Raw genomic sequence first — 24383 nt, forward strand, 5'->3', positions numbered from 1 at the left:
TGTTGGCAATAAATGGTGCGTATTCCAGCTGTTTTTGCTGTTTTCTAGTGGTTTTGGTGCATTTGTCGTTTTTTGTCCTGTGGTTGTCGCCACGAGACACTACCATTAACAAGGCATCCGCTGGGATTCAGGATCATAAAAGGATACGCCCGCTTGATTGCCAAACGACTGCTTTCCGGTAAACGTATCCCTGTCTATGCAGGGATACTCCTCACCTTCGTTCTGGTGCTGTTGTACGCTTCATTGCCTGCCAGTCAGCGTGATTGGCTGCAGCGACTGGAATATCTTTTCTACGACTGGCGCTTTGATCTGCTGCCCGTCATGCCCGCAACCTCTGATACTGCCCGTATCGTCATACTGGATATTGATGAGCGCTCAATAGCCGCACTGGGGCGCTGGCCCTGGAGTCGGGTAACGATGGCGCAATTGTTCGATCAGCTGGCCGACTACGGCACTGCCGTTGCCGGGCTGGATATGGTGCTGTCTGAAGCGGAGGATTCAGATCTGCATCGCTGGTTACACAGTCTCACTGCAGAACAACGGCAACAGCTGCCGGGTGGCAGTCAGGGTGCTGTGCTGGAAGCCGATCAGGCGCTGGCAAACAGCATGAACCGGCTGGATGTGGTCAGCGGATTTTTCTTCAGTGCTGCGGATATCAGCAGCACCGGCGCCTTGCCTGAAGAGCTCGCTAATCTGGAAGTGATCCCGCCTACACTGATCAGCTTTGATTCCTATACCGCAACCCTGCCGTTGATTCAGCAAGCGGCGGCCGGTTCGGGGTTTGTATCGACCTTCCCGGATAGCGACGGTTCAATCCGCCGGACGCCATTGATTGCTCGTCATAACGATGACCTCTATCCATCACTGTCGCTGGCACTGGCGTTGACCTATTTGCTCGACTGGCGGGTTGATCTGGAAACCGTGCTGATTGCTGATGTGCCGGTTCCTCGCGCAATCCGCTTTGCCGGTCTGCAGGCGCGGCTGGATATGTTTGGTCAGGTTATTGTTCCTTATCACGGCCCCAAAGGCAGTTATCCGTATGTGTCAGCTGTGGATGTGGTGCGCGGGCAGCTGGCGCAGCCGCAGTTGTTGGAGGGCGCAATCGTCCTGATCGGCACCAGTGCTGCCGGGCTGGTGGACTTACGGGCGACACCGGTAGGCGCCCAGTTCCCCGGTGTTGAGGTGCATGCCAATGTGCTGGATACCTTGTTACACGGCAGTTTCCCTTACCGGCCCGAGTGGGAAGCTGGTGCAACCCTGTTTAGCTTGTTGCTGACGGGTTTGCTGTTGTCCTTGCTGTTGCCTGGGATGCGGCCGTTACGGGCGATTGGCTGGAGCTTTGGGCTGCTGCTGGTGTTGGTTGGCTGTAACTGCTGGTTATGGCGGCAGGGGCTGGACTTGCCGATGGCAGCGCCGCTGCTGCTGGCGCTGATGCTGGTGGTGCTCAATCTCGGTTATGGCTTTGTGCATGAAAACAGTGACAAGCGCCGGCTCAAGCAAATGTTTGATCAGTATGTACCGCCCGCCCATATCGAAAAAATGCTGGCCGATCCCGATGCCTACCAGTTTCAGGGCGAAACCCGCGAGATGACGGTGCTGTTCAGCGATATTCGTTCATTCACCAGTATCTCTGAAGGACTGTCTGCAACCGAGCTGAAGCAGCTGCTGAACAGCTATTTCACGCCACTGTCGCGGGTATTGTTTGATCACGAAGCGACCATCGATAAATACGTGGGTGATATGGTGATGGCGTTCTGGGGAGCACCGCTGGAAGACCGCCATCATGCCAGTCACGCAGTGGCCGCCGCATTGGCAATGCAGGCTTGCTGTGCCGGGCTGGAGCCGGAGTTTCGCCAACGTGGCTGGCCGGTTGTGCGTGCAGGCATTGGCATCAGCACGGGTTCGATGAACGTTGGCGACATGGGCTCCGCCTATCGACGTGCTTACACCGTGTTGGGCGATGCGGTGAATCTTGGCTCGCGGCTGGAAGCGTTATGCCGCTTTTATGGGGCTGATATCCTGGTTTCCGAACGCACCCGCCAGCAGGCACTGGCATTCAGTTACCGGTTTGTCGATCGTATTCGGGTAAAAGGGAAAGCGGAAGTGGTGGATATCTACGAACCGTTGGGGCTGGAAGCGGATATCAGCCCGGAAGCACGGCAGGAGCTGCAGCAGCATCAGGTCGCATTGGCCTTTTACTTCAGCGCCAACTGGGCTTCTGCCCGGCAGGCGTTTGAAGAGCTGCAGCAGGCGACCCCAAGGCCGCTGTACCAGCGTTATATCGAGCGCCTGTTGCAGTGGCAGCAACTGCCGCCAGCCAATTGGGACGGCAGCTTCAACCATTCAGCCAAGTCCTGATTGGCAGGCAGTCGCAGCTTATTGCTGCTGCCACAAGACCGCGCCGGTGGCGCTGTTGGCGTTGCTGTCGAGCAATTCAAAGCCACCGGCAAAGCCTGCGGCATCCTCTCCAACCAGAAAACCGGCAAAACTGCTGTTGTTCGTATCAACCCCCAGTTCGCCGTGATTCCCTTGCAAGATGTTCATCTCTGCATAAGGCGTATTAACGCCGGATGACTGGATGTCACCATCAAACTGAATCTGCCATTGGTCTGTGCCCGTCGTACCGAAGCTGGCATTTAACTGGCCGTTGGTGATCACGCCAGTGTTGAAGTCGAGATCAAACTGGCCACTGGCGCTGGAGAGCGACTGCCCCAGGCTGTCGAGGCCAATGGCCTGATCGCCACTGAAACGAACAGTACCGCTTTGCTCGCGAATATCACTGAGACTGGTTGGTGTGCCGTAAACCCAGATGGCGGTGTCGGTCAGTTCAATTGGTGTGACTGTGGTGATTTGGGTAGTGGTGGTTTGGGTTGTACTTGCTGCCGTTGTGTTGACGGGGGCTGAGAGAATCCAGACACGGGTTTCCGCCAGCGCAGTATCCGTGCTGGCGTCGCTGTCTTCATCCGGGAACACCAGAATCGGGTCGTCGGCATCGGCGTTCCAGCGTCCCCAGAACAAATCCAGCGTCGGGTCAGGTTGCTCAATCAGGCTGCTGTCGCCCTGATAACGCACCACGTCCAGCTGGCCGCTGTCATTGAGGGAAATAAATACCGGCTGGCCATCTTCGGCCAGAATCATGGTTCCGATACGGGTTTCACCGGCAATATTGATTACCCCGACACGACGGCTTTGCAGAAATGCCTGGTATTCTGCATAGCTGAGGCGGCTGTCGGGGCTGGTGAGTTCATTGTCGCTGTTGTCGTCCGGGGTATGATCGTCTGTGACCAGCTCGAAGCTGTCTTCGTTACTACTGTCTTCGGTTTTATCCAGAGGTGAAGCGATTTCGTCAGTGTCTTCCAGCTCGGTATTTGTGCTGTCGTCCGTGATGGCGTCAATATCATCTGATGTGTCTGAGCCAGTCTCTTCGGAACTGTTGTCTTCGGCGCTGTTTTCACTGTTTTCATCGTTATCACTGCTGCCTTGCGTGCTGCCGGTTTGTGTTTCCAGCTCCGCCGGGGCGCTGGACAATGGCTGGATGCGGCCATCCATATAGATACGGGCAAAGCGATATTGGCCACTGGCCCCCAACAGCAAACTGTTCAGTCGGGTGGTCAGTGAAATCGTACCGTTCCAGGCGCCCACAAGCAGCTGTCTGCCAACCAGTCTGGCTTCGTAGTGGGTGCCCCGAATGCCAATGCTGCCAAGCGGGGTTTCGACCCGATAAGCGGACTCGGTGCTTTTTCCGAGTTTACCGGTAATGGTACGGAAGCCGCCTTCAATCAGTTCCATCAGTACTTCTGGCTGTGGGCTATTCGCTGGCTGTGGCTGATAGCTCCTGATCACCATCTGGCTGTTTTCAGTTAATGCCAGTAAGGCATTGTCGTTGAAGCGCACCTGCAAACGGCCATCAGCTCCTGTGTGTAGCGTATCGCCCTGCAACACGTCAGAGCGACGTTGTAGCTGACGTTGGCCGTGCTGTGGATGAGTGGCGATGGTCTCACCGCGGGCCATGATGACCTTGCCGGCAATCTCATTGGCCTGGCTGGTGTACGCAGCCGTCATCAACAGAACGAGCAGCGGGATGTGATTGACCAGGGACTTGATCAGGTGATTTTTATACAGGGACATCATGGCAGCCTCCGGTCAGAAACTGGCCGACAGGCCAGCCTCTATCAGCATGCGGTTGTATTGATAGACTTCCAGATTACTGTGGTTGCGGAAGTAGCTGAGCTGGCCTTGCATCTGTAACCACGGCAGTAGCTGATATTGGCCACTGGTGCCAGCGCTGCTGAGATGTTCGAGGCGGGTCTGGTCTGGCTCAATCACCGGTGGGTTTTGATAGCGGGTCTGCCGATAGGAGGCCTGCAGACCCAGTTTCAGCTTGTTGTTGACTTGCCAGCTGAGGCGGCTTTCAGCGCCCGCTGAGTCCCGTGCCAGATGTGACTGGTTGTCAGCGATGTCGTGGCTGGCTTTCAGCAGCAGTTCCAGCTGCAGCGTTTGCGTCAGATAACGGATGCCACTTTCCAGCTCTGGCTGCAGCGCATCGGCTTCATCATTGAGACGATTGTCGTGTGAGTAGAGGCTTAGTCCTGCGAGTGGTTGCCAGTGCGAGCGGGTCCAGCCAGTCCATTTCAGCCGCAGCCCAATGGTGTCCTGATAGCCCTGGCGGCTGAGCCAGATATAACGGTAACCGGCTTCCAGATTGAACTGGTGATTGGTTGTCAGCTGAATCAGCCGGGCGCCAAGCTGGGCGACATCAAGATCGTAGTCATCGTCGCCATAGTTGTCCTTGCGGCTGAATTGCAGGCTGGTGTCCATATATCGATCGGCCTGTAAACGGGTTGCCAGACCGAGGGCCGAGTGCAGGCGGAAATAGCCTGAGTGGCGTGCGCGTTGATCATTGTTGAGATAGGCGGTGAGCTGACCGCCAAACAGCTCGACTTCGCGGACATCGGTAGCGCTGTTGGTGTTGTTATCATAGCCGGTCGCCGTCAGCAGCAGGCCATACGGCCGAAAACGTTCAGGTGTTTTTCGGCTTTGCTGGATCTGCTGCAGATATTGTTGCACCGACTGGCTGACCGCTTGCGGCAAGGTCATTGCAGCAAGCAGCCGGAACTCTGCTTCGGCACTGTCGAGCTGGCCGTTGTGATAGCGGGCCCTGGCTTGCTCATAACGATATCTGGGGTTGTCTGAATGCATCAGAGCCAGACGTTCATAGACGAACAGGGCGTCCGCATAATGGCCGGTTTCCATTGCGGCGGTGCCATACAGAACGTCGAAGTTTTCGTCGCCTTCATTGTCTGCCAGCAGCTGGAGCGCCTGTTGATAGGCAAGTTCAAACTGCCTGGCTCGAACGGCTGCGACCAGCGTCGCCATGCTAACGTCTGTTGCTGTCGGCGTGGTTGGAGAGTCTGCGGCAGGCAGAGGCGTGGCAATTTCTGCAGCCAGCAGCCTTGTGACTGGTATGGCGGAGGCGGATATGGCCAGCAGGCTGGCACTGAACAGATAGCGACAAGATTTGTTCATGGGCTGTCCTCATATTGAGCCCCGTACTGGTCCCTCTAATAACTTCCCTGTGCGCAGACCAGCTCTGACAAAACTATACAGTACCAATGGTGCACCGCAAGCTGACGTTACAGCAACAGCCCTGCCAGATGGCGACGTTTTTATGAAGAATAGCGGATGAAACCGGCTCAGGTGGCCGGTATTTGATATGAATCAAAAGCGTGTTTTTTCACCAGCGACTGCGGGATTGGATTTGATTTAGGTCAAATAGCCCCGACGGCGTGCTGTTATTGTGGACTCAAGAACAAGGCAACAGCCCCGCACCACAGAGAGGTATCCCACTATGTTTATGGACGAAGTCGTAATTTCTGGCTTGATCATTGTTGGCCTGACCTGTGCCTTCTTTGGCGGCGTTTATGTGGCCATTCGTAAAGATATTAGCAAACACGGCACTGGAGAATAATTGCCGGGTTGCATGACCGATTTTCTGCGCTGAGTACCCTTGCCTCGGGCCTGACCAACTGGTCATGGCCCCTTTTTTCTTTCTGCGACAAGCAAATCTTTCCTGCCAGACTCCAGACTCTTCTATTTGTGAACCACTGATGCATCCAGCTGATGGCTGGCCAGCACAATCGGGTTGTTGATATCCAGCGTTTTCAGTTTTGCCAGCAGGCTGTCCAGCTCAGAGCCTTCCGGCACCGGACCAATACGTACTTTGTGCAGGGTTTTGCCTTGCTGCTGATCCTGATGAACCACCACCGGCCATTTTACCGGCGCCAGTTGCTGCTCCAGCTGTTGTTGTTGTTTGATTGCGCGCTGGCCATCCGACAACGCCGAGATTTGAACCCAACGCACCTTCTGGTTGGCCGGTGGGGTGAGTAACTCCACTTTTACCGGTGCTGTGCCATCACGGTCGAGGCCGATTTTGGCGGCTGCAATATAGGAAAGGTCGATTATTCGGCCTTCATAAAACGGCCCGCGGTCGTTCACTCGCACAACGACGCTTTTGCCATTGTCGGTGCGGGTGACTCTAACATAGCTGGGCAGTGGCAGGGTCTTGTGAGCGGCAGTGTATTGGTAGACGTCGTAGACTTCGCCACTGGCGGTCGCGTGGCCATGGAACTTCATGCCATACCAGGAGGCGGTGCCGGTCTGGCTGAATTCAACCGGATTCTGCAGTACCTCGTAGCGTTTGCCATAAACTTTGTAGGTCGGGCCGTTACCTGTGACGCTCAATGGTTCCGGGCGGGGAGTGGGTTCGGCAACTGTTGCTGGATTCTGGACTGGCGGGGAAAAGTCCTGACTGTGTTGGTAGCGGGAACTACAGGCACTGAGCAGCAGTGCCAACCCCGCCAATAACCAGAGTTTCACGATTTCAGCGCCTCACTCAGCTGATAGACAGCCATGGCATACAGCCGGCTGTGGTTGTAACGGGTAATCACGTAATAGTTGTACTCACCGAGCCAGTATTCTGCTCCGTTTTTGCCAATCAGTTTGACCAGGCTGGCGGGTGCATCGGCTTTGGCTGATTCGGTTGGCTTGACGCCCTTGGCCTGTAGCTCGGCAACGGTCCACTGGGGCTTGAGGTTGTCATTGGCGACGGCTTCATAGTCCGTGCCGCTGACGTGAACTCGCTGGGTCACTGCTTCACCAGGTTTCCAGCCATGACGGTTGAAATAGTTTGCAACACTGAAAATCGCATCGGCAGGGTTGCCCCACAGATCGCGTTTGCCATCGCCATCACCATCGACGGCGTAGGCGAGGAAGCTGGTTGGAATAAACTGGCCGTAACCCATGGCGCCGGCATAGGAACCTTTCATGGTTGCCGGGTCCAGTTTTTCGTGTTCGGCAACAGCAAAGAATGCTTTCAGCTCACGCCAGAAAATCGGCCGTTGCGGGTAATCGAAGGCGAGGGTCGCCAGTGAATCCAGCACCCGGTAGTTGCCCTGACGCTGGCCATAAAAGGTTTCGACACCAATAATGGCACTGATGATTTCGGGTGGAACGCCATATTTGGCTTCTGCCGCAGCCAGCAAATCCTTGTGGGTTTGCATGAATTCCTTGCCCTGGCTGATACGCTTGCTGGTCAGGAAAATATCCTGATAACGATCCCATTCAAGGGTTTTTTCCGCTGGCCGGGCAATGGCTTCCAACACGGAATCCATTTTTTGGGCCTGCGCCAGCCATTCGCGGGCTTCAGCGACAGGTACCTGATATTCCTTTTCCAGCTCGCTGGCGAACTGCTCAAATTTTGGATGGGTGTCGTACCCGGCATTGGCGCTGGCTGCATGGATGACACTGTATGCGATACCTGCCAGCACTAAATGTTGTCCTGTTTTTTTCATACCTGATCCTTTAGCTTTTTTTATGGGTCGCCATCGACATGATCAAACCAAACGCGGCAAGCAAACTGACAACCGACGTACCGCCATAGCTGACCAATGGTAATGGGACACCAACAACCGGCAGAATTCCGCTGACCATGCCGATATTTACAAACACATAGATGAAGAAGGTGACGGACAGGCTACCTGCCACCAGACGGCCGAACAAGGTTTCGCAACGGCTACTGAGAATCAGGCAGCGGACGATGATGCAGCTGTAGAGAAACAGTAGTAGTGAAAATCCGATCAGACCGAGTTCTTCGGCCAGCACCGCAACAATAAAATCGGTATGGCTTTCCGGTAAAAACTCCAGCTGTGACTGGGTTCCGAGTAAATAGCCCTTGCCTTCAATACCACCAGAACCAATCGCGGTTTTCGATTGAATGATGTTCCAACCGGAACCGAGTGGATCACTCTCCGGGTTGAGGAACGTCAGTACCCGCTGTTTCTGGTAGTCGTGCATCACAAAGAACCACATCGCGGGAGCGCCTGCTGCGACCATGGCGATGACTGATCCAATGATTTTCCAGGACATGCCCGCAAAAAACAGCACCAGCATCCCTGATGCTGAAATCAGCAGGGAAGTACCCAGGTCAGGCTGTTTGAGGATCAGAATGGTCGGGATAAAAATGATCACAGCGGCCTTGGCCAGGTCACTCAGATGTGGCGGCACCGGGCGTTTCGCCATGTACCAGGCGACGGTGAGAGGCAATAACAGTTTGACCATTTCAGATGGCTGAAAACGCGGCAGGCCGGGCAGCGCCAGCCAGCGCTGGGCACCCTTGGCACCAACACCGGCAACCAGTACGGCAACCAGGGCAGCAACCGCAACGATATAAGCCCAGGGCGCCACGCGCTGATAAAAGCGTGGCGGCAACTGCGCAGCGATCACCATGCCAATGGTGCCGATAATCATATGGATACCCTGGCGGATCACCATATGCATGTCCTTGCCACTACCACTGTAAAGTACCAGCAGACCAGCACCGCACAGCAGTAATAGCAGCAGGAACAGAATCAGATCGAGGTGGAAACGGGCAAAGAGGGCGCGGCCACGGTTGAAACCAGCGACTGAGGCGCTGTGATCCAGCGTGCGGGTAAAATCTGAGGCCTTCACTCGCCTTCTCCTCCACCGAGGTACAGATTAATCAGGGACTGTGCAATTGGCGCTGCGGTGCGACCGGCCGATTCGCCGTTCTCGACCACCACAGCAACTGCGATCTGCGGATGATCGACCGGGGCAAACGCAATAAACAGAGCGTGGTCGCGCAGTCGTTCCTTGAGGGCGTCGGAGTCGTACTCTTCGTTTTGCTTGATCCCAACCACCTGGGCCGTACCGGTCTTACCGGCAATCGGGAATTGCAGATTGCGCTGTAAAGCGCGCGCAGTACCGTGCGTGCTGGAGACAACCTTGTACATGGCTTGGAACATCTTGTCCCAGTTGGACGGGTCGTTCAGCACCAGATCCGGCGGTGTAGTGCTTTCATCAATGGTTTTCTGGCCACTGTGAGACGCCATCAGACGCGGCGCTACCCACTTGCCTTTATGGGCCAGTACTGCCGTGGCGGTGGCCATTTGTAATGGAGTTGCCAGCATATAGCCCTGGCCGATCCCAAGGTTGACGGTATCACCGGCATACCAGTGAGAGCGGCGGGTGGCGTGTTTCCAGTCCCGGCCTGGCAGCAAACCGGTGTAGGCATTATCCACGTCCAGTGCCGTACGCTTGCCAAAACCGAATTCGTCGAGGAAGGGTTCCAGTTTGTCGATGCCGGCCTTGACCGCAACGTCGTAGAAGTAGACGTCACAGGATTCAACAATTGCCCGTTCCAGGTCGACCTTGCCATGGCCACCACGTTTCCAGTCACGGTAAATGCGTTCGCTGTTATCAAGCTGGAAGGTACCATAGTCGTTGATGGTGCGAGACCAGGTAGTTACTCCCATATCGGCGACGCCAAGGCCAATAAAAGGCTTGAGTGTCGAGGCCGGTGGATAGCGGCCTCGAATGGCACGGTCGAACAGTGGCAGGTCAGGGCTGTCACGCAGGGTGTTGTAGTCGGTGTGGGAAATGCCGGTCACAAACAGGTTGGGGTCAAAGCCGGGGTTACTGTACATGGTCAGAATGCCACCGGTTTCCACTTCAATCGCCACTGCGGCACCTCGGCGGCCGGTAAACTCCTGCTGTGCCAGCCGTTGCATGCGGGCGTCCAGATGTAACACCAGATCTTCACCGGGAGAAGGATCAACCTGTTCCAGCACCCGCAGGATACGGCCGCGGGCGTTGGTTTCGACTTTCTGATAGCCGGGTTCGCCGTGCAGATCGCTTTCGTAGTGCTTTTCAACACCCTGCTTGCCGATGTAACGAGTCGCGGAATAGCGTCGCTGGGTTTCGCTGTCAGCATCAATCTGGTTCTGTTCGCTCTGGTTGATACGGCCGACATAGCCGAGCACGTGAGCAAAGGTTTCCCCTTGCGGATAGTGACGTACCAGCTGGGCCTCGACATCAACGCCGGGCAGATAAACGCGGTTCACCATGACCTTGGCAATTTCGTCTTCGGTCAGCTGGTGACGCACGACCACCGGGTCGAACGGCCGTCGACGTAATTCCAGCCGGCGGTCAAATTGTTCGCGGTCGCGTTCGCTGATGCCAATCATGTCGTTGAGAAATGCCAGCGTGGCATCCATATCGGCTACTTTTTCCGGCACTACCACCAGGCTGTAGGTGGGAATGTTTTCGGCCAGCAGTTCACCATTGCGATCGTAGATCAGTCCGCGCTTGGGCGGCAGCGGCTGAATCTTGATGCGGTTATTTTCCGACAGGTTCTGGTATTTGTCGTACAGGGTGATCTGCAAATGGGCCATACGCCAGACCAGTCCACCCAGCATCAGCAGGATAACCAGGCCCATCAGAATGGCGCGGGAGCGAAACAGCCTCAGTTCAGCCGATTTGTCGCGGAAGGAGTGCTCCCACATGCAAGCCTCATTTGTGGTAAGGGTGGCCCTGGATCAGGGTCCAGGCCCGGTAAATCTGTTCTGCGACCACAACACGAACCAGCGGGTGTGGCAGGGTCAGGTTGGATAAGGACCAGCGTTTGCGGGCCTGCTGCAGCAATTGCGGATGGATACCGTCCGGGCCGCCGATAATCAGCGCCACGTCGTGGCCGTCCATGCGCCACTGGGTCAATTCTTCCGCCAGTTGCTCGGTTGACCAGGGCTTACCTTTAACATCAAGGGCCAGCAGAAGTTCCTGCGGTCGCAAGGCTTTTTGCAAGGCTTCCGCTTCTTGCTGCATGGCCTTTTCCTTGCTGCTGCTTTTACTGCGGTGACCCGGTGCTATTTCAACCAATTCGAGGGTACAGTCTGCTGGCAGGCGTTTGGCATATTCCTGATAGCCGGTGGTTACCCAGGCCGGCATTTTCTGGCCTACCGCAAGCAGGCGAATTTTCATTCAGATTTGCTGCTGGCGGCAGCTTGTCCCGGTTCGCCCCACAGGCGCTCAAGGTCGTAGAATTGGCGAGCCTGGTCGGTCATCACATGGACGACGACGTCGACCAGGTCAACCAGTACCCAGTCTGCGGCAGCACGGCCTTCAGTGCCGTTTGGACGCATGCCGGCCTGTTTGGCTTTTTCTTCAACATTACCGGCAACAGCATTGACGTGACGGTTTGAAGTACCAGTGGCGATGATCATCCAGTCGGTGACTGAGGTACGGCCGCGAACGTCCAGTACGGTGATGTCCTTGGCCTTCATATCATCCAGTGCGTCGATGACCAGATCTTTGATTTGTTCGGTTTGCATTCGTTGATTATCGGTAAAGTTGTTGTTGAGTGAGGTAGTCCAGCACGGAGTCTGGCGTCAGGAACCGGATATTCTCGCCTTTCGCGATTGCCCGACGCAAGCCTGTTGCTGATATATCCAGACCAGGCAAGGTGTGTTGGCAGATTCTGCCTGCTGGAGAGTGTAGCAGTTCTTCCAGTGAACTCTGGCGTGCCAGCCACTGCTGATACTGCCAGGGAGCCTGCGGCTGGCGATCGCCAGGACGGCTGATGACCAGCAAATTGGCCAGCGCCAGAATGTCATCGCAGCGATGCCAGCGGTCGAAGCTGAACCAGGCATCAGTTCCCAGTACCCAGGTAAAGTGAATACCAGGATGTTCCTGCTGCAGCACTTCCAGCGTGATGGCGCTGTAGCTGCACTCCGGCCGCTGCAGTTCGATGTCACTGACTTCGATGCCATCGAGTCCGGCGGTGGCACGTTGCAGCATCGCCAGCCGCTGTTCGGTGGTGGCCTGTGGCGCCGGGCGGTGCGGAGGAATGCGGTTAGGCATCATCAGCACGCGCTCGAAACCGGCGTCACGCAGTTGCAGGGCAATTCGCAAGTGGCCGATATGGACCGGGTCAAAGGTTCCGCCAAGAATGGCCCAATGGCCGCGGATCTGCTCAGCCTGCGGAGTCATTATTTACGTACTTCTCCGTTACCGAAGACGACGTATTTCTGTGAAGTCAGACCTTCCAGGCCAACCGGGCCACGAGCGTGGATCTTGTCGGTCGAAATACCAATTTCTGCCCCCAGGCCGTACTCAAAGCCGTCGGCAAAACGGGTTGAGGCATTGATCATCACCGATGCCGAGTCTACTTCGGTGAGGAAGCGGCGGGCGAGGGTGTAGTTTTCGGTCACAATGCTGTCGGTGTGATGGGAGCCGTGGCGGTTGATATGGACAATCGCTTCGTCGATGGAATCGACGATTTTAACCGCCAGAATCGGTGCCAGGTATTCCGTGTCCCAGTCTTCAGCAGTGGCTGCCAACATGGCCGGGACCAGTGCCCGTGACGCTTCACAGCCACGCAGTTCAACGCCCAGGGCGATGTAGGCGTCAGCCAGTTCTGGCAGCATGTCAGCCGCGACATTGCGGTTAACCAGCAGGGTCTCCATGGTATTGCAGGTGCCGTAACGGTGGGTCTTGGCATTAATGGCAATATTGGTGGCCTTGGTCTTGTCGGCAAATTCATCAATATAAACGTGACAAATACCGTCCAGGTGCTTGATGACCGGCACTCGTGCTTCGTTGCTGATGCGCTCAATCAGGCTCTTGCCACCGCGCGGTACAATCACATCGACGTATTCCGGCATGGTGATCAGTTTGCCAACGGCGGCACGATCGGTCGTTTCCACGACCTGCACGGCGTTTTCCGGCAGGCGGGCGGCAGCCAGGCCAGCGCGAATACAGCTGGCGAGCATGCGGTTGCTGGCAATGGATTCAGAACCCCCACGCAGAATGGTGGAGTTGCCGGACTTCAGGCACAGGCTGGCGGCTTCGATCGTAACATTGGGGCGGCTTTCATAAATGATGCCGATAACACCCAGTGGCACGCGCATCTTGCCAATCTGGATACCGCTCGGGCGGTATTTCATGTCGGTGATTTCACCAATCGGGTCTGGCAGTGCTGCAACCTGTTGCAGCCCTTCAATCATGGTATCGATACGGGCGTCGGTCAGTTCCAGGCGGTCCAGCAGCGCGGCATCAAGGCCTTTGGCACGGCCGTTTTCCATATCCTCGGCGTTGGCCTGGCGCAATTCAGCACGGCGTGCCTGAATGGTTTCGGCAATCGCCAGCAGGGCGCGGTTTTTGTCATTGGTGGAAGCCCGGGCAATGGCAGCGGCGGCATCACGCGCCTGCTGGCCCAGCTCCAGCATGTATTGGCTTACATCCATCTTGGTACCTGATCGGTCGAACTCGAATAAAGTCGGCTAGTATACACGGGGGAGTGCAAATAATATGCATAGTGTGCAACCGGATGCATCAATCAGGTAGCAGATGCCGCTAACCCGATGGCTGATTCATGCGGGCTGACGTTATCGCTGACGAATGATTTGCAACTACTTTGATAGTCCGAACCGCGTTATTCTGCGCAGCATTCGCAACAGACTCTGCCACTGTGGTCAGCGGCAGGACAGACAAGGAATCAGGGTGAATGCTCACCGGCAAGAACAATCCTTATTTTTTGCGCCATCAGGGCTTGCGACTGGTCGCCGGTTACAGCCTGGTAATGGCGTTGTCGCTCGGCCTGTTGGCACTGGTTGACTGGATCGATTCGCAGTCTGGCAAGTCGCTGGGGGCTGCGGTCCTGGCTTTGATCATGGGCGTTTATGGCATTTATTTGCTGTGGCGCGATCGACCGTTCGAAACCCGCTGGACTGAACGGGCGGTGGTGGTGGTATTGATCAGCTGGGCACTGACGGATGCCTTGATTCCGCCGGTCAGTGCCCATGCCGCTTATTGGTTGCCTTTCTATCTGGTATTCGCTTTCAGCTGGCAGCAGGCCGCCAGGATCACGCTGATTTTTTCGGTGGTATTTGCCGGGATATTATTGGCTGGCGATCTGGGGCTACGTGGTCAACTGCTGGTTACCTATTTGCTGACGGCGATGACGGCGCTTTGTCTGGGCTGGGTGAATGACCGTGGTGATTCCTATCTGCAGGAGCAGCTGGGCAGTGATCCGCAAACCGGTACCTACACGGGTCAGCAGCTGGCCATTGATCTGGCCAAGGAAATCCGCCGTACCGATCGTCAGGCCAGTCGGCTGTTACTGGCCGTCGTGGTGATTCCGCAACGTTGGCAACAACTGCGACGCGACCAGTATCTGGCCCGACTGGAAAATCTGGCGATCATTCTGAAAGCCTCGATTCTGCCGTTTCACACCATCTATAAACTCGACTCCAATGATTTCCTGGTCATGATGCCACATGGCAAGGGTGCCGATATGCTGGCGCTGGAACAACGACTGCATCAGCAACTGGAAAAGGATGAAGAGATTCCTATCGTGGCACTGCATTACCAGGCAGATGATGATCTGGAAAGCCTGATGGATCGAATTGAAGGGGCTTTACATGATTTCCGTAGCTGAGCGCCATGCCCGCAAGCCCTGGTTGCGGGCGATGCTATTGTTGTTCGCGGCGCTGGCGACGGCCTGGCTGACGCTGGAACATTTCTGGCTTGGTTATTACGACCGCGTGCTGTGGCAAATGACCGTAGTCGGCGTATTGCTGCTGGCAGCGGCGCTGGTGTGGATCCGGCGTTCCAAAGCCCATCAGGATCCGGTGGTGTTGCCAGCCTTGCTGGTCATGGCGCTGCCGGGATTGATGTCGATGGAAACCCTGCCAGCCCTGACGCTCCACAGTTTGCTGGTGCCTCCCTTGTTGGGATATTTCTGCCTGCGTGAAAAAATTGCCCATGCGTTGGCACTGGCGCTGGGGTGCATGCTTTTGCTGGCGGGGCTGGTGGTCTGGCCGATGGATATGGCACTGCGTTGTTTGCTGCAATACGTGATGATCACCGGGTCGGTGGCCTGTTATACCGTGATGACCCGCCAGCGGGACGTGATTACCACGGTGGTGGCGTTACGGGACTGGGAGTCAACCGCCTACAACGGTCATCAGCTGGAAACGGTATTGGAGCGTGAGCTGTGCCGCAGTAACCATGTTGGCAAACCATTGTCGCTGATTGGTTTTCAGATTGATGATTTTGCCCAGTTGAAAGAGCAGGGCGATGCCCATGCCCTGGTGCAGGCGTTGCCGCGTTTTGTGGCGGCCATTCGTGAAGAGGTGCGGGCAGGCGACGAAGTGTTCCGGCTCCGAGATGACCTGTTTGTGTTGATGTTGCCAGGCTGTCCGGAAGATGGCTCCATCGTCTTGATGGAGCGTATTCGCCGTCATTTGTTGCATCTGGGCTGGCAGGACCTTGGCGAACTGTCGGTGATGACCACCACGGTCACCAGTAACCCGGCGGAATCCGCCTACAATCTGCAGCGCCGTTTGATCACCCGTATGGCAAAACAGAAACGGGCGTCACTGCAGTCGCTGGCGTTCTGATGCTGGCCGTTATCAGTCTGGTGACTGGTAGCGGCTTTCCAGATAGTTGACGGTCTTGCGGGCTTCGTTGAGCTGGTAGGTCAAATCAGCATTTTTCTGCAGCAGTTGCTGATTTTGCTGATGTTCGTTGTGATGCTGCTCGGCAATTTCATTGAGGCTTTTTTCGGCTTCCAGTACTTGCTGACGCCAGCGGCGTTCCAGCCATAATCCGGTGGCGGACCCGCCCAGCAATATTCCGGCGATCAGTGCAATCAAGGTGATCAGCATATTTTTTCTCCTGCGATGATGTATCGACCAACCCGTTTATAAAAAACACCACTAACAGCAAAGCGGAATCCGGGACGCGGGTTGGTATGAGGCTGGGCAACATCATAGCGGATCACACCGGGCCGGGCTGAAATATTCACTGTCTGAATCTGTTACACTGCGGCGGATTTCAAGACAGGGGCTAGATGTGACGATTTCTGAACTGGTGCGCCAGCGTGGCGCCAACTTGTGCGTATTCGATATGGGCCGCCGTATTCAGCCGCTCGAAACCCGACTGTTCGAAGACATTGAGCAGCAGTCTTTCGCCTATCCATCCCCCTATCTCAAACATGCCTGGCTCGGTCTGCTGAGCTGGCATCCGGACAAGCCCGGTGATCATGCCATCTGGTTTCTGAAGCTGCCGTTAGACGAGCAGAATCTGCTGGATGTGCAGGCGCGTGATGGTTTTGTGAATTACATTGGCCGCCGTTTGGCTGCCTCTGGACAGGATTCTGCCGAAGGCGAAGCGCCGTTCAGTTTCAAGCCCGATGCCAATCGGATGGCGTATTTCCATGCTTTGGCAGCGCGTCAGCTGGGGGCTGATAACAGCCGTTTCTATGTCACTACCCGGGGCTATCTGGCCGGCGACATGGGCTGGGATAACTGGCAACAGCTGGGGTTGCAGGGGTTGGCGGAAGTGGTTGCCAACATCAATCAGGACAACAACCAGCAGTTACTGGCCCGCGCCATGCCGTATTTGCCGGAGGTGCCGCTTAACGTGCTGTTGGGCTTTATGGAAAACATCGCACCAGATCAGCAGCTGACCAGTGCACTGAATGATCGCCTGGCGGCAGTGATTGAACAGGGGGCGACTGCTAATGTGCTGGCAGCCTTTGCCCGTGCGCTGTCGCACAGCGAAAACCTGCAACAGCGGCAGTTGTTGCTGGCAGCGATTCTGCGTCATCCGGCGGCTGTTCAGGTAGAACTGTTGGCCGCTCTCAGCAGTCGTTGCTGGGCGGATTTGGCTGGTGATCTATTACGGGATTTCCTCGAAGTGCTGGCCAATAACCAGGGTGGCGAGAATGTCTTTAATGCGCTGGTTGCCGACCTGATGACCTTGCCCGGCATGCGCCAGCGCATGCTCGACTGTTTTGCCGCCGGGCAGCACAGTCCCAAACTGGATCAGGCGATTACCCGTATGCTGGGAATGGTACGAGGACGACCATCATGACCGTGAATGCTGCCCAGGCCTGCCCGTGCGGATCTGGCAAAGCCTATCAGGATTGCTGCCAGCCGCTCCATCAGGGAGCGCTGGCCTCTTCGCCAGAGGCGTTGATGCGTTCGCGTTATGCTGCGTTTGTGCTGGGGCTGGAAGATTATCTGGCGCAAAGCTGGCACCCGGACACCCGTCCAGAAGGGCCCTACTGCAACCCGGGTACACGCTGGTTAAGGCTGGAGGTCGAAAACAGCAGCGCCGATGGTGATCAGGGCAGTGTCAGTTTTCGAGCCTGTTTCAGTGCCGATGGTCGTTTTCACCAGCTGGCTGAAACCTCCCGCTTCATCAAGCTGGATGGCCACTGGCGTTACCTGGACGGCGAAGCGCAATGGCAGACGTTGCAACCCGGGCGTAACGACAATTGCCCGTGCGGGTCTGGCAAAAAATTCAAAAATGCTGTAGCTGACGGATGTTAGAACGCTGGCTCAGCGTTCTTCCGTTGGTCGGGTGATGCCTTTCAGAATCATGCCCCAGGTCATAGCCAGAGCACCTATGGTAGCAACCAGCATCGACAGGTTGACCAGCAGGGGGTGACGGGCGTAATAACTGATCAGCTCAACCTTACCCGCTTCACAGGCACCGGTTTCAATCGAATAGGTCAGCCCTTGCTGGTCGCATTCGGTGATATGGGAAAGATCAAGACTGTAGACAATCAGCAGTAGTATGACGGGCAATACAAACGCAATTGATCCAATACGCATAACCATTTGGCCAGCCTCCTGTGTAAATGCAGCGTTGCAATGGTGGTCTGGATTACGGCTGCTTGAGCAAGTAGTCCGACTGCTGCTGGTAGTAGTTCTGCTCGGCTGGTCGTTGTTGTTGCAGGCGGCGGAGCCAGAGTCCCACGAGCAGGAAATGGCAGCCTTGCAACTGGATACGATTCAGCAATTACTTGAGCGCGGCGCATTATCACCGCCACAGCTGCCAAATGCCATGTTTGCGATTCAGTTCTATCTGCAACAGTGGCCGGATGACTGGCGCATCTTGCCGTTGGCTTATCAATGGGCTGAAAGCCGCATGCAGCAGGCCGATCAGTATATCCAGCAGGGTGAGCGCGAAGCGGCCTTGCTGGCGTTGCAGCAATTATGGTGGATAACACCCCTGGCACCGGGGCTGGCCGATGTCCAACAAGCGTTCGAATTACAGCAGTTCTGGAACCAGCAGGCTGCTGCCGCCACTGTGCCGATTGGCAAACTGGTAACCACGGATGCGGTGTTGCTGGACGATGCCATTCACCGCGAATTTCGTTCTTCCATCGCTGACAACTCTCCGGCATTGGCCGAATTTCCGCTGGATGAGCAGGCGCTGAAAAAACGCGACAAAAATATCGAGCAGTCGTTAGAACCGGTTTGTGAGGCCATTATTGAACAGGGGGCTTCGGTGATTGTTTATGGCCAGAGTCGGCCTGATTACCGTTGGCTGATGGTGCGACTGACGCTGTGTGTGCGACGGCTGGATGGCGCTTTTCGGTTGCGTCACAGTTACCGGGAAGGCACGCCGGGAGAGAGTCGTATCAGTCTGCATCCTGCGCGGGATTATTCGCTACTGCCTGAATAGGTTGGCTGGAACACCTGTCCCACTGGGGATGGGACAGGTGTGGGGCTTGGGGTTGTCGCAACGGCAAGCTATTCCGCCAACCCCGAACAGTTAAAATCAGATTTCCTGCTTGCCGGTGATGGCATAGCGCATCAAGTGGTAAATCCAGTGTTGCTCCATGGTGCCGCCGAGCAAATGGGCATAAGGCCCGGCACCATAGATGGCAACGTCTTCACCACCGTGGGTTTCGGACTCCAGTGGAATCAGCGCCTGTTGCTGGTAGTCCGGCTGCAGCGCGGTAGCTTCATCGACACCCGGACGTGGCATGCTGACGGCACCCGGGCCGTTGCGATAGTTCATTGAGGTGTAGCTTTGGCCGTCTTCCAGTAATTCCGGGGTGGTTTTCGGCAAGCCACGATCATCATTACCTTTCACCACGCCATTGATGGGATTGCCACGGGTTGGGTAGCCCGCCAGCGTCAAGGTATGGCTGTGGTCAGCGGTGACCAGCAGCAAGGTGTTGCTGAGGTCGACCTGGTTGATCAGCCAGTCCAGCGTCTGATGCAGTTCTTCGGTTTCCTTTAACGCCCGATAGCCATTGCCCGCGTGGTGAGCATGATCGATACGTCCGGCTTCGATCACCAGTGCGTAGCCATCGCTGTCCTGTGACAGGCGTTCGACAGCGGCCTGGGTCATGGTCAGCAGGCCGGGAATCTTGTCATCGCGTTCGTCAACGTAGGGCAGATGAGAACCTGAGAACAGTCCCAGCCATTGGCCGTTTTTCATATTCGCCTGCTGCAGCTGTTGGGCATCGCTGACAAAATGATGACCAGGGCGTGCCAGCCAGTTGGCAGTGAGGTCCTGATCATCGGCGCGATATCCGCCTGTGGCTGCCGGTGTGAAGGCTTTCAGACCGCCGCCAAAGGCAACATCAAGATCGCTTGTAACCAGCTGGCTGGCAATGTCTGTACAGCCGTTAGCCTTTGCTTCTTCAGGCAGCTGGCTATCGGCTTCCCAATTCCGTTCCGGACCATGGGCGTAGGTTGCTGCCGGTGTGGCGTGGGTGATGCGAGTGGTGGTGACCACGCCGGTCGCCTTGCCTTGTTGGTGAGCAAACTCAATCAGGCTGGTCAGTTCGGTGCCCTTGCTGCTGCCACAGTTGGCGCGTTCAGCCTGTGGGCTGACTGCAATCACGCCGGCACGGGTTTTGGTACCCGTCATTATGGCGCTCATGGTGCCTGCGGAATCCGGTGTTTGCTGATCGGTGTTGTAGGTTTTCACCAGTGCCGAATACGGCAGACTTTCAAAACTGAGGTGGAACTCTTCCCCCTTCAGCCCCAGTTGCTGGCCACTGAAAATTCGACCAGAGGTAAGGGAGGTGATGCCCATGCCATCGCCAATCACCAGAATCACGTTTTTGGCTTTGCCGGTGGTGGCTGTTTGCTGTTGGCGCTGATCGGCTTCACTGGCGCCCAGTTGATACCACTGGGTGGCTGATTGTGGGCTGCTAACGGCCGTCAGACCTGAGCTCAACAAAGTCTCGGATGGGCCAGTAGTAGCACAGCCTGACAGCAGCACTGCCGTCGCGGTGGCGATAGCCAGGGACAGGCCGGTTTTTTGTACGAATGACATGTTACAGGGCCTCTCCGTTGGTCGTTGCCAGGATGGTGGCTGGTGGATTCTCAGGTGATCGGGTGCTGAGCTGTAGTGCCCGGCTGGTCAGGTGGAAAATGCTGTGCTGTTCCAGCAAACCACGGAACCACTGGCTGCCGGGGCCTTTGGCGTGTAGTGCGACGTCGTCACTGCCATGGGTTTCGCTGCTGCGCAGCCCCAGAGCTGCTTGATGGAAATCCGGGTGGCCACAATCGACTTCGTCATCCCACGGAATCCGGCCCGGTTTGCGGGCGGCGTCATCGCTGCTGGTTGGGTCGACGGCATTGCCTCCGAGGCCATTGGCGTAACCCAGTGTGGTGTAGGGTGCGCCGTCGGTTGAGCGGCTGAGTTTGCCGGCGTTGCTGACCAGTCCGAGAATGCTGTTGCCGCGACCCGGATAACCGGCCATGGACAGTGTGTGGCTGTGGTCGGCGGTGACGACGATCAGGGTATCGGAATCATCGGTCAGGCGGTCGGCAAATTCTGCCGCGTGAGCCATTTCGATAGTATCCGTCAGTGCTCGATAGGCGTTGCCAGCGTGGTTGGCGTGGTCGATACGAGCGCCTTCAACAACCAACACGTAACCCTTGTCTTGCCCACGAGTCTGCTGCTGTAACACCTGGATCGCGGCAAAGGTCATTTCGGTCAGGGATGGCTGGCTGTCGTCGCGGTCATGGGCATAGGCCATGTGGCTACGGGCAAACAGGCCGAGAATCGGCGTGTTGGCATTCATGCCCAGCAGGTCATTTCGGCTCGCCAGATATTGGCCCTGGGGGTAACGTTTTTCGAAATCTGCGACCAGATCCGTGTCGGTGCGATTGCCGCCTTGCTGTTCGAGCTGGAAATTGCGGCGGCCGCCCCCCATGGCAACGTCGAGGCCGTTACCAAAACCTTCTTCAATCAATTGCCGGGCGATGTCGTGACAGCCATTGTTGACGGCTTCTTCGGAAAGATCGCTGTTGGCTTCCCAGTCGCGTTCAGAGGTGTGGGCGTAGGTTGCGGCTGGCGTCGCGTGGGTAATACGAGCGGTCGTCACCACGCCGGTCGCCATACCTTGTTGACTGGCGTATTCAAGCAAGGTTGTCAGCGCCTGTTTGTCACTGCCCTGGCAGGTGGCTCGCAGTTGTTCTGGCGCCACTGCAATCATGCCTGCGCGGGTTTTGACGCCGGTCATAATGGCGCTCATGGTGCCTGCAGAGTCTGGCGTTTGCTGGTTGGTATTGTAGGTTTTCACCAGCGCTGAATAGGGAAAGCGTTCGAACGAGAGGAAGTTTTCTTCGCCGGTCTTGCCTTGTTGCTGGCCATCCAGAATGCGTGCGGCGGTGAGGGTTGTCACACTCATGCCATCACCGAGGAACAGAATCAGGTTGCGGGCTTGCTGGCCTGGCAACTGGCTGTTCAGCTGATGGGCAAGCCAGGCCTGGCCTTGTTGATAGTCGGGTTCATCGGCAGCAAACGCAGCCGGGCTGATCAGGTTGGCGGTCATGGCCAGAGCACCAAGGCTCTTCAAGACAAGGCGTTGCATGGGAACTTCTCGTCGATTTCAGGTTCAGGGGGAAGGTTGTTTTACAGCGGCGCCAGTCTATTGGTTCGGTTTGGCGGTCTCCAGTCGAGCTGAAATGGGACTGTCATAAAAAGGGTCAATCTGGCTCAAACAGCTGTCTGTAAACCGATGGTAAAGCTGCATGAGTGGCATTGGTATGACAAGCCTGACGGTTCGCCGGGCCATTCGCTGCAAAATTTCATAGTCGTGATACAATGCGCGGCTTTCACATTCCAACCAGTGACACGTTGAAGCGATGCGTTTATTTGCAAGTTTGTTCTTTGTTTTTGGGGCTGCCTTTTCTTCGGCAGCTGTGATTGTTCCCAGCGCTCCGGATCTGGATGCCAGGGCCTATATTTTGGTCGATGCCGAAAGTGGCGATGTGCTGGTTGAACACAATGCTGATGAGAGTCTGCCGCCTGCCAGTCTGACCAAAATGATGACTAGCTATATTGCTGCGCATGAGCTGGAAAAGGGTAACGTCAAGGACAGCACGCTGGTGCCGATCAGTGTCAAGGCCTGGCGGATGGCCGGCTCCAAGATGTTTGTGCGGGAAGGCACGGAAGTTCCGCTGATCGACTTGCTGCGCGGTATTATTGTGCAGTCCGGTAACGATGCCTCGGTGGCGGTGGCGGAATATTTCGCTGGTTCCGAAGATGCCTTTGCTGGCTGGATGAACCAGTACGCGCTTGAAATGGGCATGTCGAATACCCATTTTATGAATGCCACCGGCTGGCCGGCGGAAGGTCATCATTCATCAGCACGCGATATTTCCAAGCTGGCGCTGCACATTATCAATGACCATCCGGACTATTATGAGCTGTATTCTGAGAAGTATTACGAATACAACGATATCCGCCAGCCAAACCGCAACAAGCTGTTGTGGCGCGATCCAACCGTTGATGGTCTGAAAACCGGTCACACAGATTCAGCCGGTTATTGTCTGGCAGCCTCCGCGGTACGTGATGACATGCGTCTGATTGCGGTGGTAATGGGGACTCGCAGTGATGATGCCCGCGCCCAGGAAACCCAGAAGTTGCTGGCCTATGGCTTCCGCTACTTCAAGACCCACAAGCTGTACGAAGCCAACAAGTCGCTGGAGCAGCGCAAGGTCTGGCTGGGTCAGCAGGATCAGGTGCAACTGGGCCTGCAAAAAGATTTGTACCTGACGGTGCCACGCGGTACCGAAGGGGATCTGGATGTTGAGCTGGTCACCAGCGAATATCTGGAAGCACCGATTGCTGCCGGTCAGCAGATCGGTAAATTGACTGTGAAAAAAGACGGTGAACTGATCGCTGAGCGGCCGCTGGTGGCTATCAACTCGGTCGAGGAATCCGGTTTCTTTGGACGCCTGATGGGGCAGATCCAGTTGTTCTTTGTACGTTTGTTGGGGTAAATGAATGGCGCTGATTGGTGCAGATGGGAAACAGGTTACAGAGCAGGAAGCACCGAAAATCGAATTTCCGTGTGCCAACTATCCGGTCAAGGTGGTTGGCAAGGGAACCGAAGACTTCCGTGAAGTGATGTTGTCCATCTTTGAAGTGCATGCACCGGGGTTCGACTACGCCCGGGTGATGATGCGCGACAGCTCCAAGGGCAACTTTCGCTCAATGACGGTCTACATCACGGCGACGGGTGTGGATCAACTGCAGGCCTTGCACAAGGACCTTACTGCTCACCAGCTGGTGCATATGGTTATTTGATGGCCAGCCTCAAGGTTCGATATCTCGGGCAGGTAGACTACCTGCCAACCTACAACCGTATGGTTGAATTTACCCAGTCCCGTACCGATTCTGACAGTGACGAAATCTGGTTGCTGCAGCACCCCAGAGTGTTTACCCAGGGACAGGCGGGCAAGGCTGAGCATGTGCTGATGCCTGGCGATATTCCGGTGGTGCAGACCGATCGGGGTGGTCAGGTGACCTATCATGGCCCAGGTCAGCTGGTGGTGTACCTGTTGCTGGATATCAAACGACTGGGGATGGGACCGCGGGCGCTGGTAACTGCGATGGAAGAATCCATTATTGCGGCGCTGGCAAGCTTCGGTATTGTTTCGGCTGCAAAGCCGGACGCACCCGGTGTCTATGTCGATGGCCGCAAGATTGCCTCATTGGGACTGCGGATTCGTAATGGTCGCACCTTCCACGGCCTGGCGCTGAATATTGATATGGATCTGGAGCCGTTTCTGCGTATTAACCCCTGCGGCTATGCGGGTTTGCAGATGACCCAGGTTGTCAATGAAGCGGCCGGTGTGACACTGGAACAGGTTGCTGAACAACTGGAACAGCAGTTGGTCAGTCAGCTGGGTTTTGATTCGGTCGAGCATTGCGCATAATCCGCCGCCCGACTATCTGGTTTTTTCGTCAGGCTGGGG

24 protein-coding genes are annotated in these 24383 nt (G+C 56.1%); 10 read left to right on the forward strand and 14 right to left on the reverse strand.

All coding sequences use genetic code 11. The annotated features are described in order from the left end of the window. Nucleotides 1-153 precede the first annotated feature (153 nt). Nucleotides 154-2358, forward strand: a complete 2205-nt coding sequence (locus K6123_RS17450) for a CHASE2 domain-containing protein (protein WP_221800086.1) — start codon at nucleotides 154-156, stop codon at nucleotides 2356-2358. Between the two features lie 18 nt (nucleotides 2359-2376). Here the strand turns inward: K6123_RS17450 and K6123_RS17455 are convergent, their stop codons facing one another. Together K6123_RS17455 and K6123_RS17460 are read right to left on the reverse strand one after the other, a co-directional pair. After that, nucleotides 2377-4131, reverse strand: a complete 1755-nt coding sequence (locus K6123_RS17455; protein WP_221800088.1) for a FecR family protein — start codon at nucleotides 4129-4131, stop codon at nucleotides 2377-2379. Nucleotides 4132-4143: 12 nt separating this feature from the next. Then, nucleotides 4144-5526 carry a surface lipoprotein assembly modifier gene (locus K6123_RS17460; RefSeq protein ID WP_221800090.1) on the reverse strand — a complete coding sequence of 461 codons (1383 nt, stop codon included), beginning with the start codon at nucleotides 5524-5526 and terminating at the stop codon, nucleotides 4144-4146. 322 nt (nucleotides 5527-5848) lie between these two features. Here K6123_RS17460 and ccoM point away from each other — a divergent pair, with 322 nt between their 5' ends. Continuing rightward, nucleotides 5849-5968: a cytochrome c oxidase subunit CcoM gene (ccoM, locus tag K6123_RS23410; RefSeq protein ID WP_281423951.1), complete on the forward strand. Its 120-nt coding sequence runs from the start codon at nucleotides 5849-5851 to the stop codon at nucleotides 5966-5968. A 122-nt stretch (nucleotides 5969-6090) separates the two neighbouring features. Here ccoM and K6123_RS23415 read toward each other — a convergent pair whose 3' ends face one another. Genes K6123_RS23415 through K6123_RS17500 form a run of 8 tightly spaced genes read right to left on the reverse strand, consistent with a single transcriptional unit; the run spans nucleotide 6091 to nucleotide 13598 of the window. Next, a complete protein-coding gene (locus tag K6123_RS23415; protein WP_343224012.1) occupies nucleotides 6091-6876 on the reverse strand; it encodes a septal ring lytic transglycosylase RlpA family protein in 786 nt (261 codons plus the stop codon). Beyond that, complete coding sequence (gene mltB / locus K6123_RS17470) at nucleotides 6873-7850, reverse strand: lytic murein transglycosylase B (RefSeq protein WP_221800092.1); 978 nt, start codon at nucleotides 7848-7850, stop codon at nucleotides 6873-6875. Before mltB ends, K6123_RS23415 begins: the two co-directional genes overlap by 4 nt. A gap of 10 nt (nucleotides 7851-7860) precedes the next feature. Next, on the reverse strand, nucleotides 7861-9006 hold the full coding sequence (rodA, locus tag K6123_RS17475; RefSeq protein ID WP_221800094.1) for a rod shape-determining protein RodA: 1146 nt from the start codon (nucleotides 9004-9006) through the stop codon (nucleotides 7861-7863). After that, nucleotides 9003-10859 carry a penicillin-binding protein 2 gene (gene mrdA, locus K6123_RS17480; RefSeq protein ID WP_221800096.1) on the reverse strand — a complete coding sequence of 619 codons (1857 nt, stop codon included), beginning with the start codon at nucleotides 10857-10859 and terminating at the stop codon, nucleotides 9003-9005. Before mrdA ends, rodA begins: the two co-directional genes overlap by 4 nt. A 7-nt stretch (nucleotides 10860-10866) precedes the next feature. Further along, nucleotides 10867-11334: a 23S rRNA (pseudouridine(1915)-N(3))-methyltransferase RlmH gene (gene rlmH, locus K6123_RS17485; protein ID WP_221800097.1), complete on the reverse strand. Its 468-nt coding sequence runs from the start codon at nucleotides 11332-11334 to the stop codon at nucleotides 10867-10869. Beyond that, the gene (rsfS, locus tag K6123_RS17490) at nucleotides 11331-11684 is read right to left on the reverse strand and encodes a ribosome silencing factor (RefSeq protein ID WP_221800099.1); all 354 of its coding nucleotides are present in this window, start codon (nucleotides 11682-11684) and stop codon (nucleotides 11331-11333) included. Before rsfS ends, rlmH begins: the two co-directional genes overlap by 4 nt. Before the next feature lie 7 nt (nucleotides 11685-11691). Further along, nucleotides 11692-12342, reverse strand: a complete 651-nt coding sequence (nadD, locus tag K6123_RS17495; protein WP_221800101.1) for a nicotinate-nucleotide adenylyltransferase — start codon at nucleotides 12340-12342, stop codon at nucleotides 11692-11694. After that, nucleotides 12342-13598, reverse strand: coding sequence for a glutamate-5-semialdehyde dehydrogenase (locus K6123_RS17500; RefSeq protein WP_221800103.1), 1257 nt, complete (start codon nucleotides 13596-13598; stop codon nucleotides 12342-12344). The genes nadD and K6123_RS17500 overlap by 1 nt, the downstream gene beginning before the upstream one ends. A 260-nt stretch (nucleotides 13599-13858) precedes the next feature. Between K6123_RS17500 and K6123_RS17505 the strand changes: the two genes are divergently transcribed. Together K6123_RS17505 and K6123_RS17510 are read left to right on the forward strand one after the other, a co-directional pair. After that, the gene (locus tag K6123_RS17505; protein WP_221800105.1) at nucleotides 13859-14791 is read left to right on the forward strand and encodes an MFS transporter; all 933 of its coding nucleotides are present in this window, start codon (nucleotides 13859-13861) and stop codon (nucleotides 14789-14791) included. Continuing rightward, nucleotides 14775-15755 carry a GGDEF domain-containing protein gene (locus K6123_RS17510; RefSeq protein WP_221800107.1) on the forward strand — a complete coding sequence of 327 codons (981 nt, stop codon included), beginning with the start codon at nucleotides 14775-14777 and terminating at the stop codon, nucleotides 15753-15755. The genes K6123_RS17505 and K6123_RS17510 overlap by 17 nt, the downstream gene beginning before the upstream one ends. Before the next feature lie 12 nt (nucleotides 15756-15767). Here K6123_RS17510 and K6123_RS17515 read toward each other — a convergent pair whose 3' ends face one another. After that, on the reverse strand, nucleotides 15768-16022 hold the full coding sequence (locus K6123_RS17515) for a hypothetical protein (RefSeq protein WP_221800109.1): 255 nt from the start codon (nucleotides 16020-16022) through the stop codon (nucleotides 15768-15770). 187 nt (nucleotides 16023-16209) lie between these two features. Here K6123_RS17515 and K6123_RS17520 point away from each other — a divergent pair, with 187 nt between their 5' ends. Together K6123_RS17520 and K6123_RS17525 are read left to right on the forward strand one after the other, a co-directional pair. Further along, nucleotides 16210-17232, forward strand: coding sequence for a DUF3549 family protein (locus K6123_RS17520; RefSeq protein WP_221800111.1), 1023 nt, complete (start codon nucleotides 16210-16212; stop codon nucleotides 17230-17232). Continuing rightward, entirely contained in the window at nucleotides 17229-17693 is a 465-nt protein-coding gene (locus K6123_RS17525; RefSeq protein WP_221800113.1) for a YchJ family protein, read from the forward strand. Before K6123_RS17520 ends, K6123_RS17525 begins: the two co-directional genes overlap by 4 nt. 9 nt (nucleotides 17694-17702) lie before the next feature. Here K6123_RS17525 and K6123_RS17530 read toward each other — a convergent pair whose 3' ends face one another. Next, entirely contained in the window at nucleotides 17703-17984 is a 282-nt protein-coding gene (locus tag K6123_RS17530) for a hypothetical protein (protein ID WP_221800115.1), read from the reverse strand. 28 nt (nucleotides 17985-18012) lie between these two features. Here K6123_RS17530 and K6123_RS17535 point away from each other — a divergent pair, with 28 nt between their 5' ends. Next, nucleotides 18013-18834 carry a hypothetical protein gene (locus K6123_RS17535; protein WP_221800117.1) on the forward strand — a complete coding sequence of 274 codons (822 nt, stop codon included), beginning with the start codon at nucleotides 18013-18015 and terminating at the stop codon, nucleotides 18832-18834. Between the two features lie 96 nt (nucleotides 18835-18930). Here K6123_RS17535 and K6123_RS17540 read toward each other — a convergent pair whose 3' ends face one another. Both K6123_RS17540 and K6123_RS17545 read right to left on the reverse strand, forming a co-directional pair. Further along, nucleotides 18931-20445, reverse strand: a complete 1515-nt coding sequence (locus K6123_RS17540) for an alkaline phosphatase (RefSeq protein WP_221800119.1) — start codon at nucleotides 20443-20445, stop codon at nucleotides 18931-18933. Nucleotide 20446: 1 nt separating this feature from the next. Further along, nucleotides 20447-21991 carry an alkaline phosphatase gene (locus K6123_RS17545; RefSeq protein ID WP_221800121.1) on the reverse strand — a complete coding sequence of 515 codons (1545 nt, stop codon included), beginning with the start codon at nucleotides 21989-21991 and terminating at the stop codon, nucleotides 20447-20449. 274 nt (nucleotides 21992-22265) lie between these two features. On the opposite strand from K6123_RS17545, the gene K6123_RS17550 reads away from it, so the two are divergent. From K6123_RS17550 to lipB, 3 genes are read left to right on the forward strand one after another with little or no spacing between them, the layout of a single operon-like run. After that, nucleotides 22266-23405 (forward strand): D-alanyl-D-alanine carboxypeptidase family protein, encoded by a 1140-nt coding sequence (locus K6123_RS17550; protein WP_221800123.1) that lies wholly within the window; start codon nucleotides 22266-22268, stop codon nucleotides 23403-23405. Between the two features lie 4 nt (nucleotides 23406-23409). Then, a complete protein-coding gene (locus K6123_RS17555) occupies nucleotides 23410-23712 on the forward strand; it encodes a YbeD family protein (RefSeq protein WP_221800125.1) in 303 nt (100 codons plus the stop codon). Continuing rightward, nucleotides 23712-24344 (forward strand): lipoyl(octanoyl) transferase LipB, encoded by a 633-nt coding sequence (lipB, locus tag K6123_RS17560; RefSeq protein ID WP_221800127.1) that lies wholly within the window; start codon nucleotides 23712-23714, stop codon nucleotides 24342-24344. The genes K6123_RS17555 and lipB overlap by 1 nt, the downstream gene beginning before the upstream one ends. The last annotated feature ends 39 nt before the right edge of the window (nucleotides 24345-24383 follow it).

This window comes from Oceanobacter mangrovi, from assembly GCF_019740315.1.
Lineage (GTDB): Bacteria > Pseudomonadota > Gammaproteobacteria > Pseudomonadales > Oceanobacteraceae > Oceanobacter > Oceanobacter mangrovi.